This window comes from Exiguobacterium sp. JMULE1 (genome assembly GCF_013337175.1).
In the GTDB taxonomy this organism is placed as follows: domain Bacteria; phylum Bacillota; class Bacilli; order Exiguobacteriales; family Exiguobacteriaceae; genus Exiguobacterium_A; species Exiguobacterium_A indicum.
In genome coordinates this window covers 953,314-977,257 of the sequence record NZ_SGWC01000002.1, presented here as the reverse complement: position 1 = coordinate 977,257, position 23,944 = coordinate 953,314, and the positions used below count along the sequence as shown (strand labels likewise).

Here is a 23,944-nt window from a genome sequence, read left to right as displayed (position 1 = left end):
TCTATCCTCCCTCATGATACCGATTTACCGGAAGTAGTACAATGCTCCCTCGGTGGAAAGGTGAGAAAATTTCGCAGGCGCAGCAAAAAGACCATCTACTCCAGTCGAGTAAATGGTCTACTTGCAAATAGGACCTATGTCCAATTCGTTATCGTGGTTCGATGATGAGTTTGATGGCGGTTCTCTCTTCCCCATCAATCAAAATGTCTGTGAAGGCTGGGATACAAATCAAGTCGATGCCAGAAGGCGCCACGAATCCGCGTGCGATGGCGACGGCTTTGACAGACTGATTGAGCGCTCCCGCACCAATGGCCTGAATCTCGACGGAACCTCTCTCTCGAATGACACCCGCGAGCGCACCTGCTACCGCGTTTGGATTCGACTTAGCTGATACTTTCAGGACGTCCATGCGTGTACCTCCCCATCCAGAAATGGCAATCAGTCGAAGAATACTGACTGATCCGTCAGATGAATCCGTTCAATCTTCGTTGCTTTTTTGGTTGTGTCATCGATATGAATCAAGACTCCATTTAGTTGTTCCCGTCCTTCGGCAACTTCAAACCGTGTTGGGAGCTGTGTCTTGAATTTTCGTAGGACATCTTCCTGGCGCATTCCGAGCACGCCGTTCAGCGGACCTGTCATCCCGACATCCGTGATGTAAGCCGTTCCTCCGTCAAGGACACGCTCATCTGCTGTCTGGACGTGCGTATGTGTCCCGACGACAGCCTGTACTCGACCGTCGAGGTGATAGCCCATCGCAATTTTCTCACTCGTTGCTTCCGCATGGACATCAACGAAGATGGCATCAACTTTTCCTTCGACTTCCGCAATCAGTGCATCGACGGTACGGAAAGGGTCACCGAGTGGTGGTAAGAAGACCGTTCCTTGGACGTTGATGACGGCAATCTTTTTATTACCTGCTTTGACGATCATCATCCCACGACCTGGCGTGCCTTCCGGATAGTTCGCCGGACGGACGATTCGATCCGCGTCGTCGATCCAGTCAAAGATGTCGCGGTTATCAAACGTGTGGTTCCCCATCGTGATTCCGTGGAATCCGAGTTCAAGGAATTGATGATAGATCGACTTCGTGATGCCGCGTCCGTGTGCCGCGTTTTCGCCGTTGACGAGCATGACGTTCGGGTTATACTTCGCTTTCAGGCGTGCTGTGAATTGTTGCAGGATGTGTCGACCGGGTGCACCGACGACGTCTCCGATGAATAAAATCTTCATTGCTGTTCCTCCCGTTCATTAAAAAAAGTGGCGGTCGCCCGCCACTCCACTTATTTCGCGTATTCGACTGCCCGTGTTTCCCGAATGACCGTGACTTTGATGTGTCCCGGATAATCGAGTTCTTCTTCGATTTTTTTCCGGATGTCACTCGCCATCTTGTGAGCCAGTACATCATCGACGACGTCAGGTCGAACGATGATACGGACTTCACGACCCGCTTGGATCGCAAATGATTTTTCGACACCGTCGAACGATTCCGAGATTTCCTCGAGGCGTTCGAGACGGCGGATATAACTTTCGAGTGTCTCTTGACGTGCACCTGGACGAGCAGCAGATAATGCATCCGCAGCTGCGACCAAGACGGAAATGACAGATGTCGCTTCCGTATCCCCGTGGTGGGATGCGATCGCGTTGATGACGGTTGGATGCTCTTTGTACTTCGTACCGAGCTCGACTCCGATCTCAACGTGACTGCCTTCGACTTCGTGGTCGATCGCTTTCCCGATATCATGCAGAAGACCTGCACGCTTCGCAAGCGTGACATCTTCTCCAAGTTCAGCTGCCATCATACCTGCAAGGTGGGCAACCTCAAGTGAGTGATACAGGACGTTCTGTCCGTAACTCGTACGGTACTTCAAGCGACCGAGAATTTTGACAAGGTCCGGATGAATGCCGTGGATTCCGACATCATACGTCGCTTCTTCTCCGATTTCTCGAATCCGCTCGTCGACTTCACGACGGGATTTGTCGACCATCTCTTCAATACGGGCCGGGTGAATCCGACCATCCTGAACCAATTTCTCGAGCGCCATTTTAGCGACTTCGCGACGAATTGGGTCAAAACCAGACAAAATGACGGCTTCCGGCGTATCATCGATGATCAAGTCGATCCCAGTCAAGGTCTCGAGCGTACGGATGTTGCGGCCTTCCCGTCCGATGATCCGACCTTTCATCTCATCGTTCGGCAAGTTGACGACCGATACAGTAGTCTCTGCGATATGTTCAGCGGCGAACCGTTGAATCGCAAGTGACAAGATGTTACGTGCTTTCTTGTCGGCTTCTTCTTTTGCTTTTTGTTCGATTTCTTTTTGAAGAATGGCTGCATCATGTAAAGCAGCCTGTTTCGTCTCATCCATGATGATCGTTCTTGCCTCGTCTTGCGATAAATTCGCGACGCGGACAAGCTCTTGACGTCCCTGTTCATACAGGTCCTCTACTTTGCGCTCTAGTTCTTCAGCTTGATGCTTCCGTTTCGCGATCTCTGCATCACGTGTATTGATCTGATCTTCCTTACGGTCGATAGCGTCAACACGGCGATCGAGTGTCTCTTCTTTCTGGAGCAACCGGGCTTCTTGTTTCGCTAGCTCTTGGCGACGTTCACGCAATTCTTTTTCCACTTCGTTACGAAGTTTGAATGCTTCATCTTTCGCTTCGAGTACTGCTTCTTTTTTCGTTGCCTCAGCCGATTCACGCGCACGTTCGACGATTTTGTTCGCTTCCGTTTCTGCGCCTTGAATTTTCGCTTCTGCAATCGATTTCCGCAAGAAGTAGCCTACGATGAATGCGATCAGCAAAGTGAGGAGAAGTATGACAATCCAAGTCAGTGTACTCATGGGTTCACCTCCCCTTTGCAAGGTGTTTCTTAGTTCATTTCGGTATTTCATCGAAGCTGTCTAAAAAACGTACATCTATATTGTAAGGATAGCACTCGTTCATTGTCAACGAACGGACGGGAAAGAATTCCACTGTTTTCCTCTTTTACACTAAAAAAGAGAGGATTCGCACGCGAATCCTCTCTGAAACGGTTTATTCAGCAAATAGATCTTCTGGTTGTTCTGCTTCGAAATCAACCGGCTCTTCGCGATCGACGAGACCGTGGTGTTCACGAATCAAACGTTCGACCTCTGCTGCGACTTCCGGATGCTCGACCATGTATTGTTTCGCGTTCTCACGCCCTTGACCGAGACGTTCAGAGTTGTACGAGTACCATGCACCACTCTTTTGAACGATATCAAGGTCTGTTCCGATGTCGATCAACTCGCCGACTTTCGAAATCCCGAGACCATACATGATGTCGACTTCCGCTTGTTTGAACGGAGGTGCGATCTTGTTTTTGACGACTTTAATCTTCGTTTTGTTACCGACGACGTCCGTACCGTTTTTCAACGCTTCTGCACGACGCACTTCTAAACGTACAGACGAGTAGAATTTGAGTGCGCGACCACCTGGAGTTGTTTCCGGGTTACCGAACATGACACCGATTTTTTCACGAATTTGGTTGATGAAGATGACGATCGTCTTCGATTTATTCGTTGCACCAGACAACTTACGAAGCGCTTGGCTCATCAAACGTGCTTGAAGACCGACGTGTGAGTCACCCATCTCGCCTTCGATCTCTGCTTTTGGTACGAGTGCCGCAACAGAGTCGACGACAAGAATATCGACCGCACCAGAACGAACGAGTGCTTCCGCGATTTCAAGTGCTTGTTCCCCAGTGTCCGGTTGTGACAAGAGGAGCTCATCGATGTTGACACCGAGTTTATTTGCATATGCTGGATCAAGCGCATGCTCCGCATCGATGAATGCGGCTTGTCCGCCTTGTTTTTGAACTTCTGCGATTGCATGAAGCGCAACCGTCGTTTTACCTGACGATTCAGGTCCGTATACTTCGATGACCCGTCCACGTGGGTATCCACCTGCACCTAGGGCAATATCTAATGTAATCGATCCAGAAGAGATTACTGATACCTTCTGATCCGCATTTTCTCCGAGTTTCATGATAGAACCTTTACCGAACTGTTTCTCTATCTGGCGTAACGCCATCTCAAGTGCTGCTTTACGATCACTCACGTAGCAGGCCTCCTTTTAATTATCTTACTGAGATTATTGTACTTCTTTTGAGACCGAATGACAAGCATTTTACGAACATTTATTCGCATACTTGCACTTCGATCATTTTTCTTACTCTGATGATTTTTCGAGATGTTTCAGTAAAAGGAAATAGGTATCCTTGACGGCGCGCAGTCGAATCATGCCTCTGTCGAACGATGGATATTGCCATTCGACGATCCGTGTTCCATGTGCGTCCGCAACAGCACAATAGACCGTTCCGACCACTTTTCCACTGTTGCTCGTCGGACCTGCTTCCCCCGTCAAGGCGACGGCGATATCGGATTGATACAGTTCTCGTGCCCCTTCAGCCATCGCAATCGCTACCTCTTTACTGACAGCAGTATGCTCTCGTAATAAATCCTCTGGTACCGATAACACGGCTTGCTTCGCTGCATCATCATAGACGACAGCGCTCCCGCGCAATACTTGACTCGCACCGCTGACATCAACGAGACCACTCGCGACAGCTCCTCCCGTCAGTGATTCGGCGAGCGAAAGTGTCAATCCTGCTTCTTGATACCGTTTTAGGACGACTTCCGGCAGACTCGTCTCCCCATATCCATAAAAGTACATGCCGACTTCAGCAAGGACGTGTTGTTCGAGTTCATCGAGCATACGATCGGCTTCCTGTTGATCGAGTGCTTTAGCCGTCAGGCGCAACCGGACTTCAGCGAGCTCCGCATACGGTGCGACCGATGGATTGGTAGCTTCCTTGATCAACGTTTCTAGACGGTCGTTTAAAGCCGATTCACCGATTCCGAAGAATCGTAACGTTCGAGAACGAATCGTTTCTTGACCGAATAGATGACTGAAGTGATCTTTGAGGATTTGCTTCATCTCGCGTGGCACACCGGGTAAGACGATATATTGGTGATGCTCCGTTTGGACCGACATACCGGGAGCAAGTCCTGCATCATTACGTAAAACCGTTGCACCATCGATGATTAATGCTTGTTTTCGTTCGTTGATCGTCATCTCTCGTTGACGTGTCTTTAAAAACCCTTCGATTCGTTCGTACGCCGCTTGATCGAGAACGAGATCACGTCCGAGGAGATCAGCGAGCACCTCTTTCGTCAAATCGTCTTCCGTCGGTCCAAGACCTCCTGTGATGACGAGGAGATCTGCCCGCTGTTGTGCCTGACGGAATGTTTCTTGCATCCGTTCGCGATTGTCACCGACGACTGTATGATAATGAACGTCAATTCCGGCACTCGCTAACCATTCGGAAAGGTACTGTGCATTCGTGTTCGCGATTTCCCCAAGGAGGAGTTCGCTTCCGACTGCGATGATTTCTGCTTTCATGTTGATTCCTCACCTTCTTGAAGTATAAGAAAAGACTGTTCGGTATGACGAACAGTCTAAATTGATCCATCTTACATGGATTTCGTAATTAACTTAATGTTTTTCGAGAAATATTCGACGCCTGAGTAGATCGTCAAGATCAAAGCAAGCCACATCGTAATATCTGCGAACGGAATGTTCCACATCGCAAAGATGATATCGTGCAACAAGTATGCCGTAATTGATGTCAGCTGGACCCATGTCTTGGCTTTCCCAGAGTTTCCGGCAGCAAGGACGATCCCTTCGTCAGATGCGACGAGACGAAGACCCGTGACTGCGAACTCTCGACAGAGAATGATGACAACGATCCATGCTGCGACGAATCCAAGTTCCACCAAGTAGACGAGAGCAGCTGCAACTAACATCTTGTCGGCAAGTGGATCCATGAATTTTCCAAAGTTCGTTACTAATTTTTGTTTACGAGCGATATATCCATCGAGCCAGTCCGTCAGTGAAGCAACAAGGAAGATGATAGCTGCAACGAAGTGTGAGACGGGAAGCTCAGCTCCCAACACATCCCACTGTCCCCAGTTCGGATCAATCGCAAGTACGATGACGAACACGGGAATTAATAAAACGCGTAATACTGTCAATTGATTCGGTAAGTTCATGTAACGCCCTCCTCCTTCATTTCATATGTAAATGACATACCATCTAAAAGAAGGCACGCCGGATTACGGCGTGGCTACTTTCTTTAGATAGATGTTTTGGACGAGAAGCGAACGGTTCAGTTTCAGTTCTTGGTCATTGACGACGATTTTATCAATCCCTTTAATCGAACCAATCCGGATGCGGATCAAGTCCGTCTTCGCGTCCTTCACGACGATCGGATTCGGATCCGATGCGTTGATGTGGTCTGGCGCGAGTGCTTTTCCTTCAAGTGATGTATCACGCACACCGACGAATGGCGACGGAGAGGCATCTTTCTTGATTTGAATCGAGACACTCATCGTATCTTTCGTTGCGACTTCATACGTGACATCTTGACCAGATGTCGATTTCGCAGCAAGTGCCTCTTTTTTAGGTTCTTCTTTTGTTTCTTCCTGTTTCGCCGGTTCTTCCTTCGGCTCTTCTTCCGTCTTCGCAGGCGCATCCGTCTCTTTACTTGGCGCGTCCCCTTGATCGATCGTGACATCATTTTGCTTCGGTGCGGACGTCTTCGCCTCTTCGTTACCGTCGAGGAACGTCTGCAGACCATAATACAAGGCAGTACCGATCGCAAAGATTAGTACGATGATGATGATGTTCGGAATCCAACGCTTCGCAACGCTCTTTTTCGGAGCACTGGATTTCGAATACGTCGCGCGCCGTGACAGTTCGACGACCGGTTGTGCTTCCGGTTCCGGAAGATCACGTTTATAAGTCGTAAAGACTTCATCGACGTCAAGACCGAGTGCTTCCGCATATGTCTTGATGAAGGCCCGGGCGTAAAAGGCTCCCGGCAATTGATCATAATTGCCTTCTTCGATCGCGACGATGTAACGCTTTTGAATCTTTGTCGTCGTTTGAATTTGTTCGAGAGAGACGCCTAGCGCCTCCCGTTGTTCCTTTAAGTAGGTTCCGAGCTCGGTCATCGGTAACACACCTTCCATTTTTCATACTTATTCAAAGTTGAACCAATCATTTCCCCCATGGGAACGAGGCAGTTCAGTCACAATGATTTCTTCAGTCGTGTTGCGTAATTCAATGATGTAATCAAAATCATCCCACGTATACTCACTCGATTTGACGAACGCATCCGGATGTTCGACGATCTTCGTCGCGGGTAGACGCATGACTTCCCGCAGGATTTGCCAGTGTCGTTCATCGAAATTTCGTTGTGACACTAACGCATCGATGATGTAAACATAATCACCCGTCCGCTCGTCGTCGAACAACGATGTTCGAACCGTCTGTTTAATCAACGTCGACGATAGGAACAGCCATTTCTTATTTGCACTGACGCTCGCTGCGACGATCGACTCCGTCTTACCGACGCGTGGCATGCCGCGGACACCAATCAACAAGTGCCCATCCTGTTTACATAGCTCTGCCATGAAATCGACGAGAATCCCTAAGTCTTCCCGAACGAAGCGGAACGTCTTTCGTTCATCACTGCTTTGATCGATATAGCGCCCGTGACGAATCGCGATTCGGTCACGTAGTTTTGGTTTTCGTAGTTTGATGACCTCTATGGTTGACATCGTCTTGAGAATAGCGGCGAGTCGTGGAATTTGATCCGGTTGTTTCGTTTGGAGCAACATACCGCGTCGTTGATGATCGACACCATTGATCGTCACGATCGAAATATGTAACATTCCCATCAACGAAGCAATGTCCCCGAGTATACCGGGACGATTGACCTTTAATTCATATTCGAGATACCATTGCTCGAACTCACTCACGCGCCCATCCTCCTCTATTGATACGATTATCCATTCCTCATGTTAAATGATTTTTTGAAAAATGAAAAGCATTCCTGAACTGAAATTCCAATGCTTACATCCACGCGCCATCTATTTTAAGGATGGCTCCCGATACATAACTCGATTCGGGTTGCACTAAGTAACGGATCGCAGTAGCCACTTCCTCTGCTTTTCCGAATCGTCCGGCAGGAATTTCAGCAATCGCTTCTGCCTTTTCATCCTCAGAAAAAATCGCGTTCATCGGCGTATCGATCCACCCCGGCGTAATCGCATTGATGCGTCCATGCATCGGTCCAAGTTCCTTACTGTATGCCTTGACGAATCCAAGCTGTGCCGCCTTGCATGTCGAATAGACGACCTCACCCGCGACACCTTGTTCTCCTAACACACTACTGATGACGACGATCGCAAGCTTCGACGTAAACGGTTTCGTCCGTGTCACGGTTTGGCTGATGCGCATCAACGCCTCGACATGAATTTTCCAGAGTTCGTGCATTGATGTTGCTGATTGATCGAGCAATAGACCGCTATAACTCGTTCCGGCACAATGGACGAAGGCATCGACGACAGGTAATGCCGCACAAAATGCCTGCAAGTCCTTCTCGTCTGCTAAATTCGCAGTCAGGATGTGGTGCTCGCCTTGCCACTCCTCTATCATCCGTTCTAAAACCGATTGCTGTCGATACGTCTGAAGCACCAATTCATGTCCGGCGGCAGCAAGTTGTTTTGCTGCCGCAAGACCAATGGCGCCACTCGCACCGGTGATGAGGATTCGCATCACGCGTACGGTTTGACGATTGAGATCGCCCGGTTTTCAATGGCGAACAACTCGTCGAAACGGGCTTCAATCTCTTCTTTCGTAATCGAAGCAATCAATGTCGGAAGCGTGAACAGATTCGTACCGGCAAGTGCGTGACGCGAGAACTGATTCGCAATGAATTCCGGTGAATTCAAGGCACGGAGGAATTTCCCTTGCATCATGTTCCGCTTGCGCGTGACTTCATCTTCCGTGAAGTCAGGACGCGTTTGCAGGAGTGTCTCATACGCTTGGATGAACTTGTCTGGATCCTCTGTCTCCATGCCAAACGTCGCAAAGGCGAACTCTTCCTCACTCGAGTAATCAAAGCTGAACGTATCGTCAATCAGACCGTCTTCATACAGTTCCAAATACGTCGATGATGTCTGATCGAACAAGAGGTGTAACAGCAGTTCACTCGTTAACTCACGGCGGACTTGTGCCTCGCCGCGAAGCGATTCGTCCTTGTAACCGATCAATACCTTTGGTGTCTTAACGTCGAGCTCGAGTTCAAAACGTGGACGATGTACGCCATGCGGCTCTTGACCGTAATCTCGTTCGATTGCCGGGCGATCCGTATAGTCTTTCTTCGCTTGGTTCGCCTTGATCAATGCCAGTGTCTCTTCCGGATCGATGTTTCCGACGACGAACAACACCATGTTCGATGGATGATAGAACGTACGGTAGCACGTGTACAAGTCATCGGCTGTGATTTGATTGATTGATTCCGGAGTTCCCGCGATATCGATCCGAACTGGATGCGATGCATACATCGATTCGATCAGACCGAAGAACAGGCGCCATCCCGGATTATCTTGATACATCTGGATTTCTTGCGTAATGATCCCTTTCTCTTTTTCAACGCTTTCCGGCGTGAAGTAGGGATCTTGTACGAAATCGATCAACGTCTCGAGGTTTTGTTCGATCAACGACGTCGCTGAGAACAAATACGCTGTCCGCGAGAACGAGGTAAAGGCGTTCGCAGAGGCACCGAGACGACCGAACTCTTGGAAGACGTCCCCTTTTTCGGATTCGAACATCTTATGCTCGAGGAAATGGGCGATGCCGTCCGGTACCGTGATCCATTCCTCGCCTTTTTTGAATCGTTGATCAATCGAACCATAACGCGTCGTAAACGTCGCATACGTCTTTTCGTATCCTTTTTTTTGCAACAAATAGACGGATAAGCCGTTATCGAGCTGCTCGTGGTATACCGTTTCGTCTGTATCGTGATAGGTTAGTTGTTCCATCATGCTTCACCTCGCAATAGATATACGGCATCAAGATCGATTACCGCTGCTAATCGAACGACGTCTTCACGTGTCGCCGTTTCAATGATATGAATCTCATCTTCCAGTGTCAGTCCACGCATCTTCGAACCATTCAACCAACCAATCAGTTGACCTGGCTGATCAAGGATTTGACGGCGCGCATTGATCAACATCGCCTTCGTCTGTGTCAATTCTTCATCCGTGAACTGTCCTGCTTTCAAATCAACGAGTTGTTCCAAGATGATCTTCTCGGCACGTTCTGCTTCTTTCGTGTCGACCCCGGCATAAACATAGAGTGCACTGTTCAATGCCGCATACCGTGAAGCCGCATAATAGGCGAGACTCTCTTTTTCACGGACATTCATGAACAGTTTTGAATGCGGGAAGCCACCGAACAGACCATTGACGATTTGCATCCGAATCGAGTCAGCAGATGTCGGATCGACCGCTACCCGGTAACCAAGATGCAATTTACCTTGTTTGATCGGTTGCGTTTCACTCGACCGTTTTACACCATTGACTGCTTTTTGGGCCGGAATGTAATGACTGATTTTTTCAGAATGCGATGGCAAGAATGATAGAGCGTCTTCCATCTCCTCCTTCGTTACATGTCCGACGACGAAGACATCAATCCGGTCGTCTTCGATCATCGAACGGTATGTATCACGCAAGGATGACGGGGTGATCTGTTCGAGTTCTTCGAGTGTTCCAAGCGATGGCAACGCGACGGCTTCACCTGGTGCCATCAATTCGAGAAGACGTTGCTGTGCGTAGCGCATTTTATCGTCATATAGTGAACTGATCCGTAAGGCATGCAATCGTTTTTCTTGTTTGACGAACTGTTCACGGAAGCCACCTTCCGTCAAATCTGGATACAGCACCATTTGCTCGAGCAATTCGAGTGCTTCTTTTAACAACGACGGATGATGGACGAGTTCTCCCCGGACGACATCGAGTTGGAATGAGATGACATGCTCTTCTCCGAACTTCGACGCGTCCGCATAAAGTCCCGCATCATATAGTGTTTCAAGCGGCTCACGTAACGCTTTCATCGACGGATAAGCGGCTGTCGATTTTTCCATGATATACGGTAGGATTGCACGGCTTGTCAGCGTCTTCGCTTCTAACGGTGCTGAAAATGTGACGAGAATCGTCGTCGTCTTGAATTTGTCGGTCGGAACGAGATGGTAGCTCGTTCCTTCCTTTTTCCATGTACTAAATGACTGACTCATTGCTCTCCATCCTTTCGTTTGAATACATGCGCACTGCGGACATATTCAATATCTGCTTTTTGTTTGACGGCATTCTCGTAACGGGCTGCTGTAAAGAAGAAGTCACTGAGTCGGTTGATGAACGGTAACAAATGAGCCGCTTGAGGAACATCGATCATCGAACGTTCAACGCGACGACAGACCGTCCGTGCCACGTGTAACGTTGCAGCTGCTTCCGTTCCGCCAGGCAAGATGAACTTATCGAGCGGCGGTGATAACTCCGTTAACGTGTCGATCCAACTTTCTAAATCAACCGTCGCTTCTTGACTCAAACGTGACGGGCGCGGCTCGACATACATCAAGTCACTACCACAATCGAATAAGGCGTGCTGGATCACTGTCAGTTGCTCACGCACCTCGATTGACGATGCTTTCGTCCGGGCAAGTCCGACGAAACTGTTCAATTCGTCGAGTTCTCCCATCAAGCTAATCAACCGATCATTTTTTTTGACTCTTCCACCAACGAGAGATGTTTCTCCTTCGTCACCAGACTTCGTGTAAATTTTCATGTTTCATTCACTCCTATAGCGAAAGGAAGCGACTCATAATGTTCGCTTCCCTTGTTTTTTCGGTAATCGGATCCGGAAAGTCGCTCCCTCTCCCAAGCGGCTGTCGACTTCGACTTCACCACCATGAGCTCGGACGACATTCGCCACGATCGCAAGACCGATTCCTGTACCCGTCTTGCCACGTGTCCGCGCTTTATCCGCTTTATAAAAACGGTCAAAGACGAACGGTAGATCTTCTTCTGGGATTCCGTCACCCGAATCAATGACGGATAATGTAATGTTTTCCCTATCTTCATCAATCTTAATCTTGATTTCACCGTTCTCCGTATAACGCAGGGCGTTCCCAAGCAGGTTCGTCAAGACTTGCTCCATCTGATCAGGGTCTGCTTCAAACGCGATGTTCGGACCAGAAACCGAGAAGGTAACTTGTTTATCGCGTCCCATCTGTTTGAACTTCTTGATCACCCGCTTCGCAAAAGGGATTGCTTCGACGGATTCAATCCGTAACTCCTGATATCCCGCTTCCATTCGCGCAAGATCAAGAAGATCGTTAACGAGTCTCGACAGTCGCTGGGACTCGTCGTAAATGATCGAAGCGAATTCCTTCGTTGCCTCATCACTCTCGGTCATCCCATCGACGATTGCTTCTGAGTACCCTTGCAACATGACGAGTGGTGTCCGCAGTTCATGACTGACGTTCGCGACGAAATCAGCACGCATCTTCTCGAGTTGCTGCGCTTCCGTCATATCACGCAGGACGGCGACCGCTCCGATCTGTTCTTCTTGTTCGAGTAACGGACTGACGATGATGATGTAGAAGCGTCCCTCTCGTTCAAAGGAGACCGTCATCTCCGTCTCTTCACGCATGACCGTCTGGAATAACTCAATCAGTTCATCCGGTACGGGAGAACCCGCCAAAAAGGCTTCAGCCGGTGGATTCGTCGCGAGGAGCTCACCTGATTTCGAGAACGTCAACACACCGTCTGCCATACAGCGCAGAATCGAGGAGAGTAAATGCCGCTCCTTGTCGAGATCGGTGACGTATTGATTGAGTTGACTACTCATTTCATTGAACGCAAGCGCTAAGTCACCGATCTCATCCCGTGAACGTTGCGTCAGGCTCTGATCAAACTTTCCTTCACCGGCCTCAACGACAGCTTGACGAATCGTCCGCAGTGGCGCCGTGATTCGTGTCGAGAGGAAGAAGGCAAAGACGGTCGTTCCGATGATCGCTAACAGGACACAGAGTTGAATGATTTGACGTGCACCCTCATTCGCCTGTTCGATGTTCGTCAATTGCTCGATCAAGTAGATCGTTCCGTTGCCACTATCCGTAATGAGCGGTGCCCGATACGCGAGTGCTGCTTTTCCATCAAAGGTCTCATAGTTACCAATCGCCGTCTCGCCTTCTTCACCGTCAATTGCTTTCCAGTTCTGACGTTCGAGCTCCTTGATGATTCGGTTCGCCTTCGCTTGTGAGATATTCGCTTCGACGGAATCATCCTGCGTCTTTGCGATCAGTGTCGCCCCGTAGATATCCGTGATTTCAACAGCAGTACTCGACCCTTCCTCGATGCCGGAGTGCGCCTGAAAGACGGTCTCGACTTGTTGACCGAGCTTTGCCAAGTGCCCCCGTTCCTGTTCGATATGGAACGAGTTGAAAAATTCAAGTAACAAGATCGTCAAGGCGATCAAGACGACCGAAACGAGTAACAGAATCGTTCCCCATAGTTTGATGACAACGCTTTGCAACCATTTCATCGTCAGGTCGGACTATTCTCGAACTTGTATCCGACACCCCAGACCGTCGTGATCATTTGAGCGGCGTTCGGAGACAAACGATTCAGCTTTTCACGCAGACGTTTGACGTGTGTATCGACTGTCCGCAGATCTCCGAAAAATTCATAGTTCCAGACTTCCTTGAGTAATTGTTCTCGCGAGAATACCTTATCCGTTTGTTTTGCTAAGAAATACAGGAGTTCGTATTCTTTTGGTGTTAAATTGACTTCTTGCGACTCGACCGTCACGCGGTGCGCATCATTGTCGATCGTCAAGTGTGGGAAGACGATGACATCTTTTGTTTTCGCATCCGTGTGGAGGAATTTCGTCGCACTTGCCCGACGAAGAATAGCTTTGACACGCAAGACGACTTCACGTGGACTGAATGGTTTGACGATATAATCATCTGCCCCCATCTCAAACCCATGGACGCGGTTCGTCTCTTCGCCTTTTGCCGTCAACATGACGATTGGCGTCGCTTTTGTTTTCCGCAGTTCTTCACAGACTTGCATCCCGTCCATCTTCGGCATCATCAAGTCGAGGAGAATGACATCGTATTCTGTCTCAAGCGCCATTTCAAGCGCCGTCTCTCCATTGTCTGCTTCCTCGATCGTGAAATTTTCCCGCTCCAGATACATCTTCAACAGGCGACGAATCCGTTCTTCATCGTCGACGACTAAAATACGTGCTTCTTCTGACATGCTGTCTCCTCCTATGAACTAAACTCTACTCCTCTATCCTACTACTCTTTTAGTATACTATGAAACGAAAAGAATGGCTTGCTCCGGCTGATTTCTCCGAAAAGGCACACTTCGGTCAGACGCACACGAAAAAGCAGCGGACCGTTTCCGGGTCCGCTGCTTGCTTTTTCTTATGCGTACGAGTGTAATCCTGCTACAACAAGGTTAACGAAGACAAGGTTGAACATGATGACGGCAAATCCTCCGACACATAACCAAGCTGATTTTTTACCAATCCAACCACGCTGGATGCGCATATGGAGATAAAAGACGTAGAAGAGCATCGTAATAAGTGCCCATACCTCTTTCGGATCCCAGCCCCAGTAACGGCTCCATGCCATTTGCGCCCAGATCATTGCGAAGATCAGACCGCCTAGGATGAAGATTGGAAGACCAATCGCAACAGAACGATAGCTGATCTCATCTGCTGTCTCAAGATCAATCTTACGCGCAATCGGCTTTAAGCTTTCAGCAAGACGCTTGCGAAGAATGACGAAGCGAAGCAAGACGTATAAGACGACACCGCCAATGATCGACCATAAGACCGTATTGACTTTGTTCGCGTTCAAGAAGTTTGGTAATTCGATGACGGCACCTGAACCCGATAAGACTTTTCCGCCTTCAGGACCTGTCAAGACTGGCATGACATAGTCATGCGTCATCGTTGCACCGTTTTTCGCCACGTATTCGATCGTCGACGCAGAACCTGTCGCTTTGAACAACAGCCCAACTAAGATGTAACCGACAACACATGCGAGCGAGAACATGACGACTTCAAGCCATGTCCGAGTTTTCGATTCCTTGCTGAAATCTGTCGCGTGAATCAGATACAGTAATCCCGTCGCAAAGCTGACGGCAAGAATCCCTTCGCCGAGCGCCGCCGTCGTGACGTGGATTTTGAGCCAAACACTTTGTAGTGCTGGGATCAACGGTTGGACTTCATCCGGGAACATCGACGCATAGGCGATGACGAGCAAGGCAACTGGCATCGCAATCAAGCCAAGGACGTTGTTTTTGTAGATGGCATAAACGATCAAGAATCCAAGCACCATCATCATGCCGAAGAATGTCGTGTATTCATATAAGTTCGAGACTGGAACATGCCCAGCTCCAGCCCAGCGCGTGAAGAAATATCCGAGCTGCGCGAGGAACCCGATGATCGCGAGCGTAAAGGCGATCTTACCAGAACGCGTCGGTCCTTTTTTACCACTCGTCGCTACAGCGAAGAATCCTGTACTGACGAGGTAGACGATGAATGATGTAAGGAGCAGGTTACTGCTCAACTGAAGCAAATTCATTTAGCTTCCCCCTCTTCCCGCAACTTTTGTCGATCCTCAAGTTCTGGCAGACCGACTTCCGTCAACGCGAGATTAGCTTCTTTTTGAAGCCCCAATGCATTTTTGTTCGTAAATCCAGCAATCTGGATGCGACCGTTCTTCTCACGTAACCAGAGACGACGGTGCGGCCAGTACATTCCGATCAATAGGCCTGCCATGAAGATGATACCACCTGCAAACAGGAACGGTAGCGTCAGATCTTTTTTAATCCGGACACCCGAGATGTTTGAGAGTTCCGTACCGGCGAATGCCATCTTGTACTGGTTCTCATCTCCACCGACGTTCAATTTGATCCCAATCAAACTCCGTTCACCTTTCGGGTGTTCAGGTGACTTGATACTAAAGACGAAGGCAGGATTGACTGGACGTCCCGAGTTCGTCGTTGGCTGACCATCTTTGACGACGAAGTCCGGAAGGAAGTCCTTCAGTTCGACCTCATACCCATCTTTTAAAGCATATGTTTCTTTCGGATCACGCAAGTCGACCTTGATCGTATCGACGACTTTGTCCGTTTTCTGGTTGACGATATTAAACGACATCGTCTTGAATTCCGGATCTGCCGCGTACTGTTCCTGGAAGACTTGATAATCATCGAATTCGAATGGGCGGTTGACTGCCGTCTCACCTGACTTGATTTCTTCAAGCTTCGGTTTGAAATCGGATGTTTCACCGACTTTCTTGTACAGCGTCATCTTCGTATCATAGTTCTTCGGTACGTTTCCGCCTGCTGCTTCAAGTGATTTCTTGAACTTCTCATCGACCTTTTCAGGATCATAGAACTCGATGTTGAACGCTTCATTTTTCAAGTAGTACTGATTGTCCGTCGCTTCGATCGGCAACGTCTCTCCTTCACGGAGCCAAAGCAATTCATCTTCGTGCATCCCTGGTACGACTCGAAGCATCGCACCACCGAAGAATAAGACGAGTCCGATATGATTGATGTATGGACCCCATCGTCCGAACCGCTGCTTTTCCGCTAAGAGTGCCCCATCTTGACGACGGACTTTATAGCCTTTTTTCTCAAGCAACGGTGCAATCGCATCGATTTTTTTGATATCGCCAGTCGCTTCCGCGCCAAATCGCTGACCGTTCATGAAACGGTCCGACTGGATGACCGGTTGTTTCTTCAGTGCTCGGTAGAGCGGGAAGAATCGGTCAATCGACACGATGATGATCGAGAGTAATAAAAGCGTGATTAATCCGATATACCACCACGATTCAAATAGATTATGGAATCCTAACGTATAGTAGATGTCCCCTGCCGTGCCGTATTCCTTTTGGTAAAACTCTTCTGGTGGTGTTGCCTGTGGAATATACATCTCTTGCGGGAAGATCGTACCGACCCCACTCGCGATGATGATCAAGGCAATCAACCATAACCCGACCTTGACAGACGAGAAGAACGTCCATGCCCGGTCGATCCAAGATGGATTTTTACGTTTCGATCGAAGCTCCGCTTCTTCGTAACGCATGTCCAGTTGTTTGAAATCTTCTTGCTCCTGCATCCTTAAATCCCCCTTCGATGCGTTACTCGTTCGCCTTCTTCACCATCTCTTCGAGCTTCGCTTGATCAATCTCACCTTCATACTTCTCGACGACTTCACCTTTTTTATTGATGATGAACGTCACAGGTAAGTTGTAGATCCCGTAAGCCTTCTCGACCGAACTGTTCGTATCCATGAGAATCGGATAGTCCGTTCCGCCAATATCCTTGATGAAGCTTGAGACACGAACTGGTGTTTCACCGACATTGACCGCTACGAAATTGACGCCTTGGTCTTGCATCATCTGATAGTTGTCATTGATCAATGGCATCTCTTTCTTACATGGTTCACAGAATGTTCCCCAGAAATTGAGTAAAAGTCCTTTTCCTTTGTATTCGTCCATCGAGTGCTGTTTCTCACCATATAGATCGACGAGTGCGAAACCAGGGGCATCATCGCCTGCCATGACACGACCGTTTTTATCACGTGTCGCTTGATCGACGAATTGCATGATGACGACTGCTCCGGCGAACAAGACAATCGTCATGATCATCAGACGCCAGAAGGAGCGTTTCTTCTTTTTTTGCTGGGCCGCTGCTAAGCGTTCTTCCGGATTTTGTTTCGTTTTTTTCATATTTTACCGCCTCCACCCATATTGTACTTGAAATCGCTTTACCGTTGACAAAATGTGAAATTCGTTAATCGTTTTGTCACAAAAAAAGAAAACTCAACCCGGAGGATGAGCTTCTCGCTTTACAAATTAACGTTTTTTTGTGTTCTTACGTCTTTTCGTAGGTGGAGCGGCTGGATCCGCTAGCTCACGCAATTGATTGACTTCTTTTTTTGAAAGTTCACGCCACTCGCCAGAAGTAAGACCGGCCAGTGTCAAGAAACCGAACTGTTCACGTTTCAACTTCAAGACTTCCGAACCGAGTGTCTCGACCATTTGACGGACTTGACGGTTATGTCCCTCGTAGATGACCATTTCAAGAATCGCTGTATTTTTCTTCTTATCGATATCGCGCATCTCGACACGTGCTTTACCTGTCTTGAAACCATCCGGTAAGACGACACCTTTTTCAAGACCTTTGACGTGGAAGTATTCTGGTACACCTTTGATTTTGACGATATAACGCTTCGGTACCTTATATTTCGGGTGAAGCAAGAGGTTCGAGAATTCACCGTCATTCGTCATTAAAAGAAGACCGCTCGTATTGTAGTCGAGTCGACCGACTGGGAAGACACGGTGTCCGGGTGGTACGAGATCGACGACCGTCTTACGTCCTTTGTCGTCTTCAACCGTCGAAACGACACCTGTTGGTTTATAGAGCATGTAGTAGACGTGTTCTTCCCGTTCGAGCTTAACACCGTCTACTTCGACTTCGGCACGTGCTCCGACTTTCGTTCCAAGCTCCGTGATGACTTTTCCGTTGACCTTGACGCGACCTGCTGTGATCAATTCCTCTGCTTTACGCCGCGAAGCGACACCTGCTTGTGCGATGATTTTTTGTAACCGTTCCATTAATTCACTCTCTCCTCTAATGAAGGATCATTCCGGAAGAAGAGATCTCCATCCGATTCGAACGTTTCTTCGAACTCGAGTGGCGGCAACTCTTCAATACTGTTCAGACCAAAATGGTCCAGGAAATGATCCGTCGTTTTATACAATTTTGCGCGACCGACCGGCCTTATCGTTCAGACCAAAATGGTCCAGGAAATGATCCGTCGTTATACAATTTTGCGCGACCGACGCCTTTAGCGCGTCCCGCCTCTTCAATCAAACCTTTTGCACTTAACGTATGGATGACACGCTCCGTCTTCACACCACGAACGACTTCGATGTCAGCACGTGTGACAGGTTGTTTGTATGCGATGATGACGAGTGTCTCCATCGCTGCTCGAGACAAGGAATCTTCTGCGAGCGAACCCGCATATGCCTGAATATATGGCGACATCTCTTTTCGTGTCACCATCTTAAAGACACCACCCGACTCCACGATTTGCAACACACGCTGCTCTGCTTCGAATGTCGTTTGAAGAGCCAGCAACTGTTCACGCGCTGCCGCTTCACTGATCTCTAGCGCTTGACTGAGACCACGCGGATCGATTCCATCGTCTCCGACGACGAATAACAGGCTCTCAATGATTTGTTCATACGCCAATCTGACTCTCCTCCTTCACCATGCTCCGCAATAGGATATCATCGGTCATCTGTTCACAATCAATGACCCGTTGCTTCACGAGCTCAAGAACAGCGAGGAAGCTGACGACTAGTTCTTCGACCGTCGGTTGCTCCGCAAAAAAACCGAAGAATGTCGTACGCTCACGGGTCGCGACGTACCGGGCAACGGACTCCATCTGTTGCTCGAGTGAACGTTCTTCCCGTTTGACCGTCTTCGAACGGCGTACCTTCCAGGCTTCCCGTTGGCGCATTTTTTCGTAAGCACGTAATAAATCACTCAGTGATAACGTACCGTTATACTCTTGTGCATCCGTGTCGAGATAACGCATCAAATCCTCTGGTTGTTTCGAGAACAGTTCAAGGCGTGCCTCTTCCTTTTCTTTCAGGACGAGTGCTGCTTCCTTATATGCTTTATACTCGATCAACTGTTGAATCAGACCTTCTCGTGTCGGTTCTTCCTCGAAATCAGGAATCTCATCGTATTCCGTCTGTTCGATCGGCAAGAGTTGTTTGCTTTTCAGTTGCAACAGCGTCGCTGCCATGACAAGATATTCACTAGCAACATCTAGTTCAAGATGCTGCATCGCACGGATATAGGACACATATTGATCCGTCACCATGGAAACGGATATATCATAAATATCGATTTCTAATTTACCAACCAAGTGTAACAGCAAGTCCAGCGGGCCTTCAAACGCATCCATCTTTACACTGTATGATTCCATGATTCTCCCTGCCCATCAACGTTTTTTGCGCCTTAGTATACCATACAACTGGTGGGTTCGACTATGTTATATTCCAAGGAAGAGGTGATTCCATGAATCCGATTGAACGATTCGTATTTGAATTCAACATCCGGCACGATTACTTCGAGTGCCATGAAATCTTAGAGGAAGTCTGGCAAGAAGGACAACGCCAGGACGAGGCGCTTGTCGGTCTGATCCAGCTGGCCGTCGCCCGCTATCATCACCGCCGCGGCAATACGACTGGGGCACAGCGGACATATGCGAAAGCATTCGATAAAATCGAACGCCACCGGGCAACACTGATTGCGTCCGGGATCGACGTCTCATATTTGCTCGATCATCGCGACCATTTTACGAATAAGATCTATCGGCACATCCCGTTACCTGTCTTCCCGGACGTCATCCGAACCGTCGCACTTGAAGCGACAGCACCTGATCTCGACTATGTGACGCATAAACACCGTTTGCGCGATCGTACGGATGTCGTCACGGCACGACAAGAAGCGCTACAAAACCGAAGAGACCGGTCCATCTGAGCCATGGACCGGTCTTTTTATTGATTTTTCCATTTGTCGACGAGGCGTTGCGTCTCTTCGGTCGCACCCGTAATATCCGTTCGAAGAAGTTTGGCTGCTTCATCGAGTAGGAGATACGACATCCGTTCTCCACGGAAAGACGGTGATAATGCGATATGTTTCAATTCAGCATGGCCATCCATTAATTGAAACCCGATGACACCGACGAAATCCTCATCTTGTTTGTACAAATACAAGCGTTGGTCTTCTTCCTGTTCATAGGCTTGAACCGTTTCAAGCAAATACTTCGGATCCTTCACTTCGCACGAAAAGGCGATCAGCCCCATCGCGGTCCGTTCATTCAACTTCTTATATTTTACTAGCATGTGATTCTACACCTTCCTAATTTCAACAACTCTCAGGAGTATGAACGACTGAGACTCATTCATTCTACACCTTCTCACACAGAATTACTGCATTTTTTTCATAATCCATGAAAATGCAGGAGTCCGTCTCGTGACGTCCCCTGCATCTGAATCACGCTTGTTCTTCCATCACTTGGATGAAGGCACGCATGTAGTCCGGTAGATCGGGCGGACGACGACTCGAGACGATATGTCCGTCGACGACGACGGCTTCATCATGCCAAATCGCACCCGCATTCGTCATGTCATCCTTGATCCCTGGCGTACTCGTGACGTTGACGCCTTTTAAGATGCCGGCAGAGATCAGCACCCAACCAGCGTGGCAGATTTGACCGATCGGTTGTTTGTTCTGGTCAAAATGACGCACCATGTTCAGGACAGAGTCAAAGCGGCGTAACAGATCGGGTGACCAACCACCCGGAACAAGAATCGCATCGTATTCTGCTGGATTGATCTCATCGAACGTCTTATTCGATTTGATCGGAACACCGTACTTCCCGATATACGTCTCATCTGCCTTCTCACCAACGATGTCGACGATTGCGCCTTCTTCACGTAAGCGATGGACTGGATACCATAATTCTAAATCCTCGAAGTCATTGCTGACGACTTGGATGATTCGTTTTCCTTCTAAACGCATGACAAACACTCCTTTTCGAGTTGAGTTCCCTTACTGATTGTACCCGGTTCTAAAAAAGAAAAACTCCTCTTCGAACGTTCGAAGAGGAGCAAGAACTTACGCTTCGACGCGGATTTCTTTAATGCCAGCGCCTTGCTTCATTTTTTGTGCATGTTCGAGACCTGAAGTCACTTGTCCGAAGACCGTGTGTACGCCGTCGAGGTGCGGTTGTGGCTCGTGTACGATGAAGAACTGGCTTGATCCTGTGTTACGACCAGCGTGTGCCATCGAGAGTGAACCCGCCTTGTGTTTGTGTGGGTATGATGTTGACGTTTCACAAGGAATCGTTTTTCCTGAACCGCCTGTACCGTTTCCGATTGGGCATCCGCCTTGTGAGACGAAGCCTGGGATGACACGGTGGAAGTTCAATCCATCGTAGAAGTTCGAGTTCGCAAGGTTTTCGAAGTTTTCAGTCGTGATCGGTGCTTCATCGTTGAACAATTCGAATTCAATTTTATTTCCATCTTCTAATAAGATATGACCAGTTTTTTGCATGTTTGACCAACCTTTCGTGCTTTTCAGCAGGAGATTCGTCACGATTCAAGATCGTGATTCCATGGTACAGTGTACCAAATTTCAAGGCGTCGTGCAGACCTTTTTACTCGACGGCTGCCTCTAACACATCGAGTGTCACCGAATCCGTTGCTTCGACACGAATCTGCACCCCATTCGCGAGTGTCGTGACGGGATCCGTATGCCCGAAGTCCGCATCGAGAATGATCGGGAAATCATAGCCTCGCGTCGCGCGCAGAATGATGTCCTTGAGCGGGAAGTCCGGGTCAAAATCGACTTTTCGCGGGAAGCGTCCGACGACGAGTGCCGCAATCTTGTCATACGCACCCATGTGTCGCAATTGCGTGAAATACCGGTCGATCGTTTCTGGTGTCTCACTCTCGTCATCCTCAAGCATCAAGACGACACCGTCAAACGATGGCAAGTAAGGTGTTCCGGCAAGCAGTAAAAGTGTTCCAGTGTTCCCCGTCAGAATCGGACCTTCTGCGACACCGGTCTTAACGATCGTGTACCCTGCGTTCACTTGATGTTCTCGTCTTCGGTCGTCCGCGACATCCCAGCGTAAAACCTCATCTGTCCACTCCTCAGACGCTTCGATCCGGCCAATCGGCTCCGTCTGCATGAACGTACGTTTGAACGATTCTTCTGTATACGGATCAAGACCATCGAATTGACCGAACTGTGTCAGCAGTGCGGGTCCGACGAACGTCGTCAATCCTGTCTGCTGATAGATCCCAGCAAACAGTGCCGTGATATCGCTGTAACCTACGAAGATCTTCGGATTGTTCCGGATTAATTCATAATCGAGTTCGTCGAGTAGCTGGTGCGAGTTAAACCCACCGATCGTCGAGATGATCGCCTTGATCGACGGATCAGCGAACGCCATATGTAAATCTTGTAGCCGTTCCCCGATCGTTCCTGCCGTATGACTATGGACAGCTGTTGCGTTCGGCATCAAGACGACCTCAAAGCCCATTTTTTCAAGTGTTGCGATACCGCGGGCGAGACGACGCGGTACGTATGCTGCGACAGCAGACGCCGGTGAGACGATGGCAATCTTATCCCCTTTTTGTAAACGTGGTGGTTTCATGAAAGTTCCCCCTTATTCATTACAAGTATTTCCAGTATAACAAATCGAAAGGGAACCGCACATCTTGTTTTTCAATCCATCTTACAGCTTCACGAAGAGCGAATCTCCGTTCTCAAGCAATTCCCCTTTTTTCGAGATATAGTCAACCTTGACTGTCATGTGTTGAAGGATCTTTTGTTCGCGCAACGACTTTGCCCACGCTGTGATCTGCGCTTTATCCTGTTCGTGTCGCTTGCGTGGAACGTCCACTAAGAGCGTCGGAGCGACTTCCTTCCGTAAATAAGCCTTTGAATCAAAACGCGCGTCACCTAGCTGCTGTATTTTATCGTTGTCATAAAGTACGGTTACGCTCAATTGATTGTTCAGTTGTTCGAGAGTCGGCGACGGGATCCGCCGCTCTAACCGATCTTCCCAAAGTGACGCATGATACGAGTCAACGAACCTCCCCGACTCCTCTTGTTGATAGACGAAAAACTCAGTATTCGTTTTTTCGTCTATCGCGCGTGCGGCATATTCAAATGGAAAATTGCCCATGTTGTCGTAAAGACTACCGGTCACCTTCGCTTCCGGAAGATGCTGTTCTAAGTAAGTTTTTGCTTTCCGCTGTACTTCAGTCTCTTTCGTTCCATCCGAGTTCATGTCCTGTGTAAAAGCGAAAGTGATCAATAAGGCACTACCTCCGATGATTCCAACTAGACTGGAAATTCCGATTATCCAACGTTTCATATACTCCCCT

The 23,944-nt window shown here is 48.7% G+C and carries 25 protein-coding genes and 1 pseudogene; 1 reads left to right on the top strand and 25 read right to left on the bottom strand.

What is annotated here, in order from left to right:
• Window positions 1-148 precede the first annotated feature (148 nt).
• The 20 genes and pseudogenes from EXW93_RS05175 to EXW93_RS05080 all read right to left on the bottom strand — a co-directional run bounded on the left by EXW93_RS05175 (window position 149) and on the right by EXW93_RS05080 (window position 19,965).
• Entirely contained in the window at window positions 149-409 is a 261-nt protein-coding gene (locus tag EXW93_RS05175; protein ID WP_023467705.1) for a stage V sporulation protein S, read from the bottom strand.
• A gap of 29 nt (window positions 410-438) precedes the next feature.
• Window positions 439-1,233: a TIGR00282 family metallophosphoesterase gene (locus tag EXW93_RS05170; RefSeq protein WP_023467704.1), complete on the bottom strand. Its 795-nt coding sequence runs from the start codon at window positions 1,231-1,233 to the stop codon at window positions 439-441.
• A 50-nt stretch (window positions 1,234-1,283) separates the two neighbouring features.
• Window positions 1,284-2,846 (bottom strand): ribonuclease Y, encoded by a 1,563-nt coding sequence (gene rny, locus EXW93_RS05165; RefSeq protein ID WP_023467703.1) that lies wholly within the window; start codon window positions 2,844-2,846, stop codon window positions 1,284-1,286.
• Between the two features lie 193 nt (window positions 2,847-3,039).
• On the bottom strand, window positions 3,040-4,083 hold the full coding sequence (gene recA, locus EXW93_RS05160) for a recombinase RecA (RefSeq protein WP_023467702.1): 1,044 nt from the start codon (window positions 4,081-4,083) through the stop codon (window positions 3,040-3,042).
• 111 nt (window positions 4,084-4,194) lie between these two features.
• The gene (locus tag EXW93_RS05155) at window positions 4,195-5,427 is read right to left on the bottom strand and encodes a competence/damage-inducible protein A (protein ID WP_035398191.1); all 1,233 of its coding nucleotides are present in this window, start codon (window positions 5,425-5,427) and stop codon (window positions 4,195-4,197) included.
• A gap of 71 nt (window positions 5,428-5,498) precedes the next feature.
• The gene (gene pgsA, locus EXW93_RS05150; RefSeq protein WP_023467700.1) at window positions 5,499-6,077 is read right to left on the bottom strand and encodes a CDP-diacylglycerol--glycerol-3-phosphate 3-phosphatidyltransferase; all 579 of its coding nucleotides are present in this window, start codon (window positions 6,075-6,077) and stop codon (window positions 5,499-5,501) included.
• Between the two features lie 63 nt (window positions 6,078-6,140).
• Entirely contained in the window at window positions 6,141-7,040 is a 900-nt protein-coding gene (locus EXW93_RS05145) for a helix-turn-helix domain-containing protein (RefSeq protein WP_035398676.1), read from the bottom strand.
• Window positions 7,041-7,067: 27 nt separating this feature from the next.
• Entirely contained in the window at window positions 7,068-7,850 is a 783-nt protein-coding gene (locus tag EXW93_RS05140) for a DUF3388 domain-containing protein (protein WP_023467698.1), read from the bottom strand.
• A gap of 94 nt (window positions 7,851-7,944) precedes the next feature.
• Window positions 7,945-8,649, bottom strand: a complete 705-nt coding sequence (gene ymfI, locus EXW93_RS05135; protein WP_174316076.1) for an elongation factor P 5-aminopentanone reductase — start codon at window positions 8,647-8,649, stop codon at window positions 7,945-7,947.
• Window positions 8,649-9,920 carry an EF-P 5-aminopentanol modification-associated protein YfmH gene (gene yfmH, locus EXW93_RS05130; RefSeq protein ID WP_235147631.1) on the bottom strand — a complete coding sequence of 424 codons (1,272 nt, stop codon included), beginning with the start codon at window positions 9,918-9,920 and terminating at the stop codon, window positions 8,649-8,651. Before yfmH ends, ymfI begins: the two co-directional genes overlap by 1 nt.
• Window positions 9,917-11,170 (bottom strand): EF-P 5-aminopentanol modification-associated protein YfmF, encoded by a 1,254-nt coding sequence (yfmF, locus tag EXW93_RS05125; RefSeq protein WP_174316075.1) that lies wholly within the window; start codon window positions 11,168-11,170, stop codon window positions 9,917-9,919. The genes yfmH and yfmF overlap by 4 nt, the downstream gene beginning before the upstream one ends.
• The gene (locus EXW93_RS05120; RefSeq protein ID WP_029341191.1) at window positions 11,167-11,718 is read right to left on the bottom strand and encodes a cob(I)yrinic acid a,c-diamide adenosyltransferase; all 552 of its coding nucleotides are present in this window, start codon (window positions 11,716-11,718) and stop codon (window positions 11,167-11,169) included. The genes yfmF and EXW93_RS05120 overlap by 4 nt, the downstream gene beginning before the upstream one ends.
• Before the next feature lie 33 nt (window positions 11,719-11,751).
• Window positions 11,752-13,479 carry an ATP-binding protein gene (locus tag EXW93_RS05115; protein WP_023467693.1) on the bottom strand — a complete coding sequence of 576 codons (1,728 nt, stop codon included), beginning with the start codon at window positions 13,477-13,479 and terminating at the stop codon, window positions 11,752-11,754.
• Between the two features lie 2 nt (window positions 13,480-13,481).
• A complete protein-coding gene (locus tag EXW93_RS05110) occupies window positions 13,482-14,198 on the bottom strand; it encodes a response regulator transcription factor (protein WP_023467692.1) in 717 nt (238 codons plus the stop codon).
• A 170-nt stretch (window positions 14,199-14,368) separates the two neighbouring features.
• Window positions 14,369-15,535 (bottom strand): c-type cytochrome biogenesis protein CcsB, encoded by a 1,167-nt coding sequence (gene ccsB, locus EXW93_RS05105; protein WP_055967096.1) that lies wholly within the window; start codon window positions 15,533-15,535, stop codon window positions 14,369-14,371.
• Entirely contained in the window at window positions 15,532-17,079 is a 1,548-nt protein-coding gene (gene resB, locus EXW93_RS05100; RefSeq protein ID WP_254606181.1) for a cytochrome c biogenesis protein ResB, read from the bottom strand. Before resB ends, ccsB begins: the two co-directional genes overlap by 4 nt.
• Window positions 17,080-17,101: 22 nt before the next feature.
• Complete coding sequence (gene resA, locus EXW93_RS05095) at window positions 17,102-17,692, bottom strand: thiol-disulfide oxidoreductase ResA (protein ID WP_023467689.1); 591 nt, start codon at window positions 17,690-17,692, stop codon at window positions 17,102-17,104.
• A gap of 126 nt (window positions 17,693-17,818) precedes the next feature.
• Window positions 17,819-18,580, bottom strand: a complete 762-nt coding sequence (locus EXW93_RS05090; RefSeq protein ID WP_023467688.1) for a pseudouridine synthase — start codon at window positions 18,578-18,580, stop codon at window positions 17,819-17,821.
• Window positions 18,580-19,220 (bottom strand): annotated as a pseudogene (gene scpB, locus EXW93_RS05085) (SMC-Scp complex subunit ScpB). Before scpB ends, EXW93_RS05090 begins: the two are co-directional and overlap by 1 nt.
• Window positions 19,210-19,965 (bottom strand): segregation/condensation protein A, encoded by a 756-nt coding sequence (locus EXW93_RS05080; protein ID WP_023467686.1) that lies wholly within the window; start codon window positions 19,963-19,965, stop codon window positions 19,210-19,212. The pseudogene scpB and the gene EXW93_RS05080 overlap by 11 nt, the downstream one beginning before the upstream one ends.
• 92 nt (window positions 19,966-20,057) lie before the next feature.
• On the opposite strand from EXW93_RS05080, the gene EXW93_RS05075 reads away from it, so the two are divergent.
• Window positions 20,058-20,522 carry a DUF309 domain-containing protein gene (locus EXW93_RS05075; protein WP_058712906.1) on the top strand — a complete coding sequence of 155 codons (465 nt, stop codon included), beginning with the start codon at window positions 20,058-20,060 and terminating at the stop codon, window positions 20,520-20,522.
• Between the two features lie 17 nt (window positions 20,523-20,539).
• On the opposite strand, the gene EXW93_RS05070 is transcribed toward EXW93_RS05075, so the two are convergent.
• The 5 genes from EXW93_RS05070 to EXW93_RS05050 all read right to left on the bottom strand — a co-directional run bounded on the left by EXW93_RS05070 (window position 20,540) and on the right by EXW93_RS05050 (window position 23,934).
• A complete protein-coding gene (locus EXW93_RS05070; RefSeq protein ID WP_023467684.1) occupies window positions 20,540-20,887 on the bottom strand; it encodes a GNAT family N-acetyltransferase in 348 nt (115 codons plus the stop codon).
• A 151-nt stretch (window positions 20,888-21,038) separates the two neighbouring features.
• Window positions 21,039-21,566, bottom strand: a complete 528-nt coding sequence (locus EXW93_RS05065) for a type 1 glutamine amidotransferase domain-containing protein (RefSeq protein ID WP_035398198.1) — start codon at window positions 21,564-21,566, stop codon at window positions 21,039-21,041.
• A gap of 96 nt (window positions 21,567-21,662) precedes the next feature.
• The gene (locus EXW93_RS05060; RefSeq protein WP_023467682.1) at window positions 21,663-22,100 is read right to left on the bottom strand and encodes a peptidylprolyl isomerase; all 438 of its coding nucleotides are present in this window, start codon (window positions 22,098-22,100) and stop codon (window positions 21,663-21,665) included.
• Window positions 22,101-22,203: 103 nt separating this feature from the next.
• A complete protein-coding gene (locus EXW93_RS05055) occupies window positions 22,204-23,208 on the bottom strand; it encodes a S66 family peptidase (protein WP_023467681.1) in 1,005 nt (334 codons plus the stop codon).
• 81 nt (window positions 23,209-23,289) lie between these two features.
• Complete coding sequence (locus tag EXW93_RS05050) at window positions 23,290-23,934, bottom strand: hypothetical protein (RefSeq protein ID WP_058265156.1); 645 nt, start codon at window positions 23,932-23,934, stop codon at window positions 23,290-23,292.
• Window positions 23,935-23,944 lie beyond the last annotated feature (10 nt).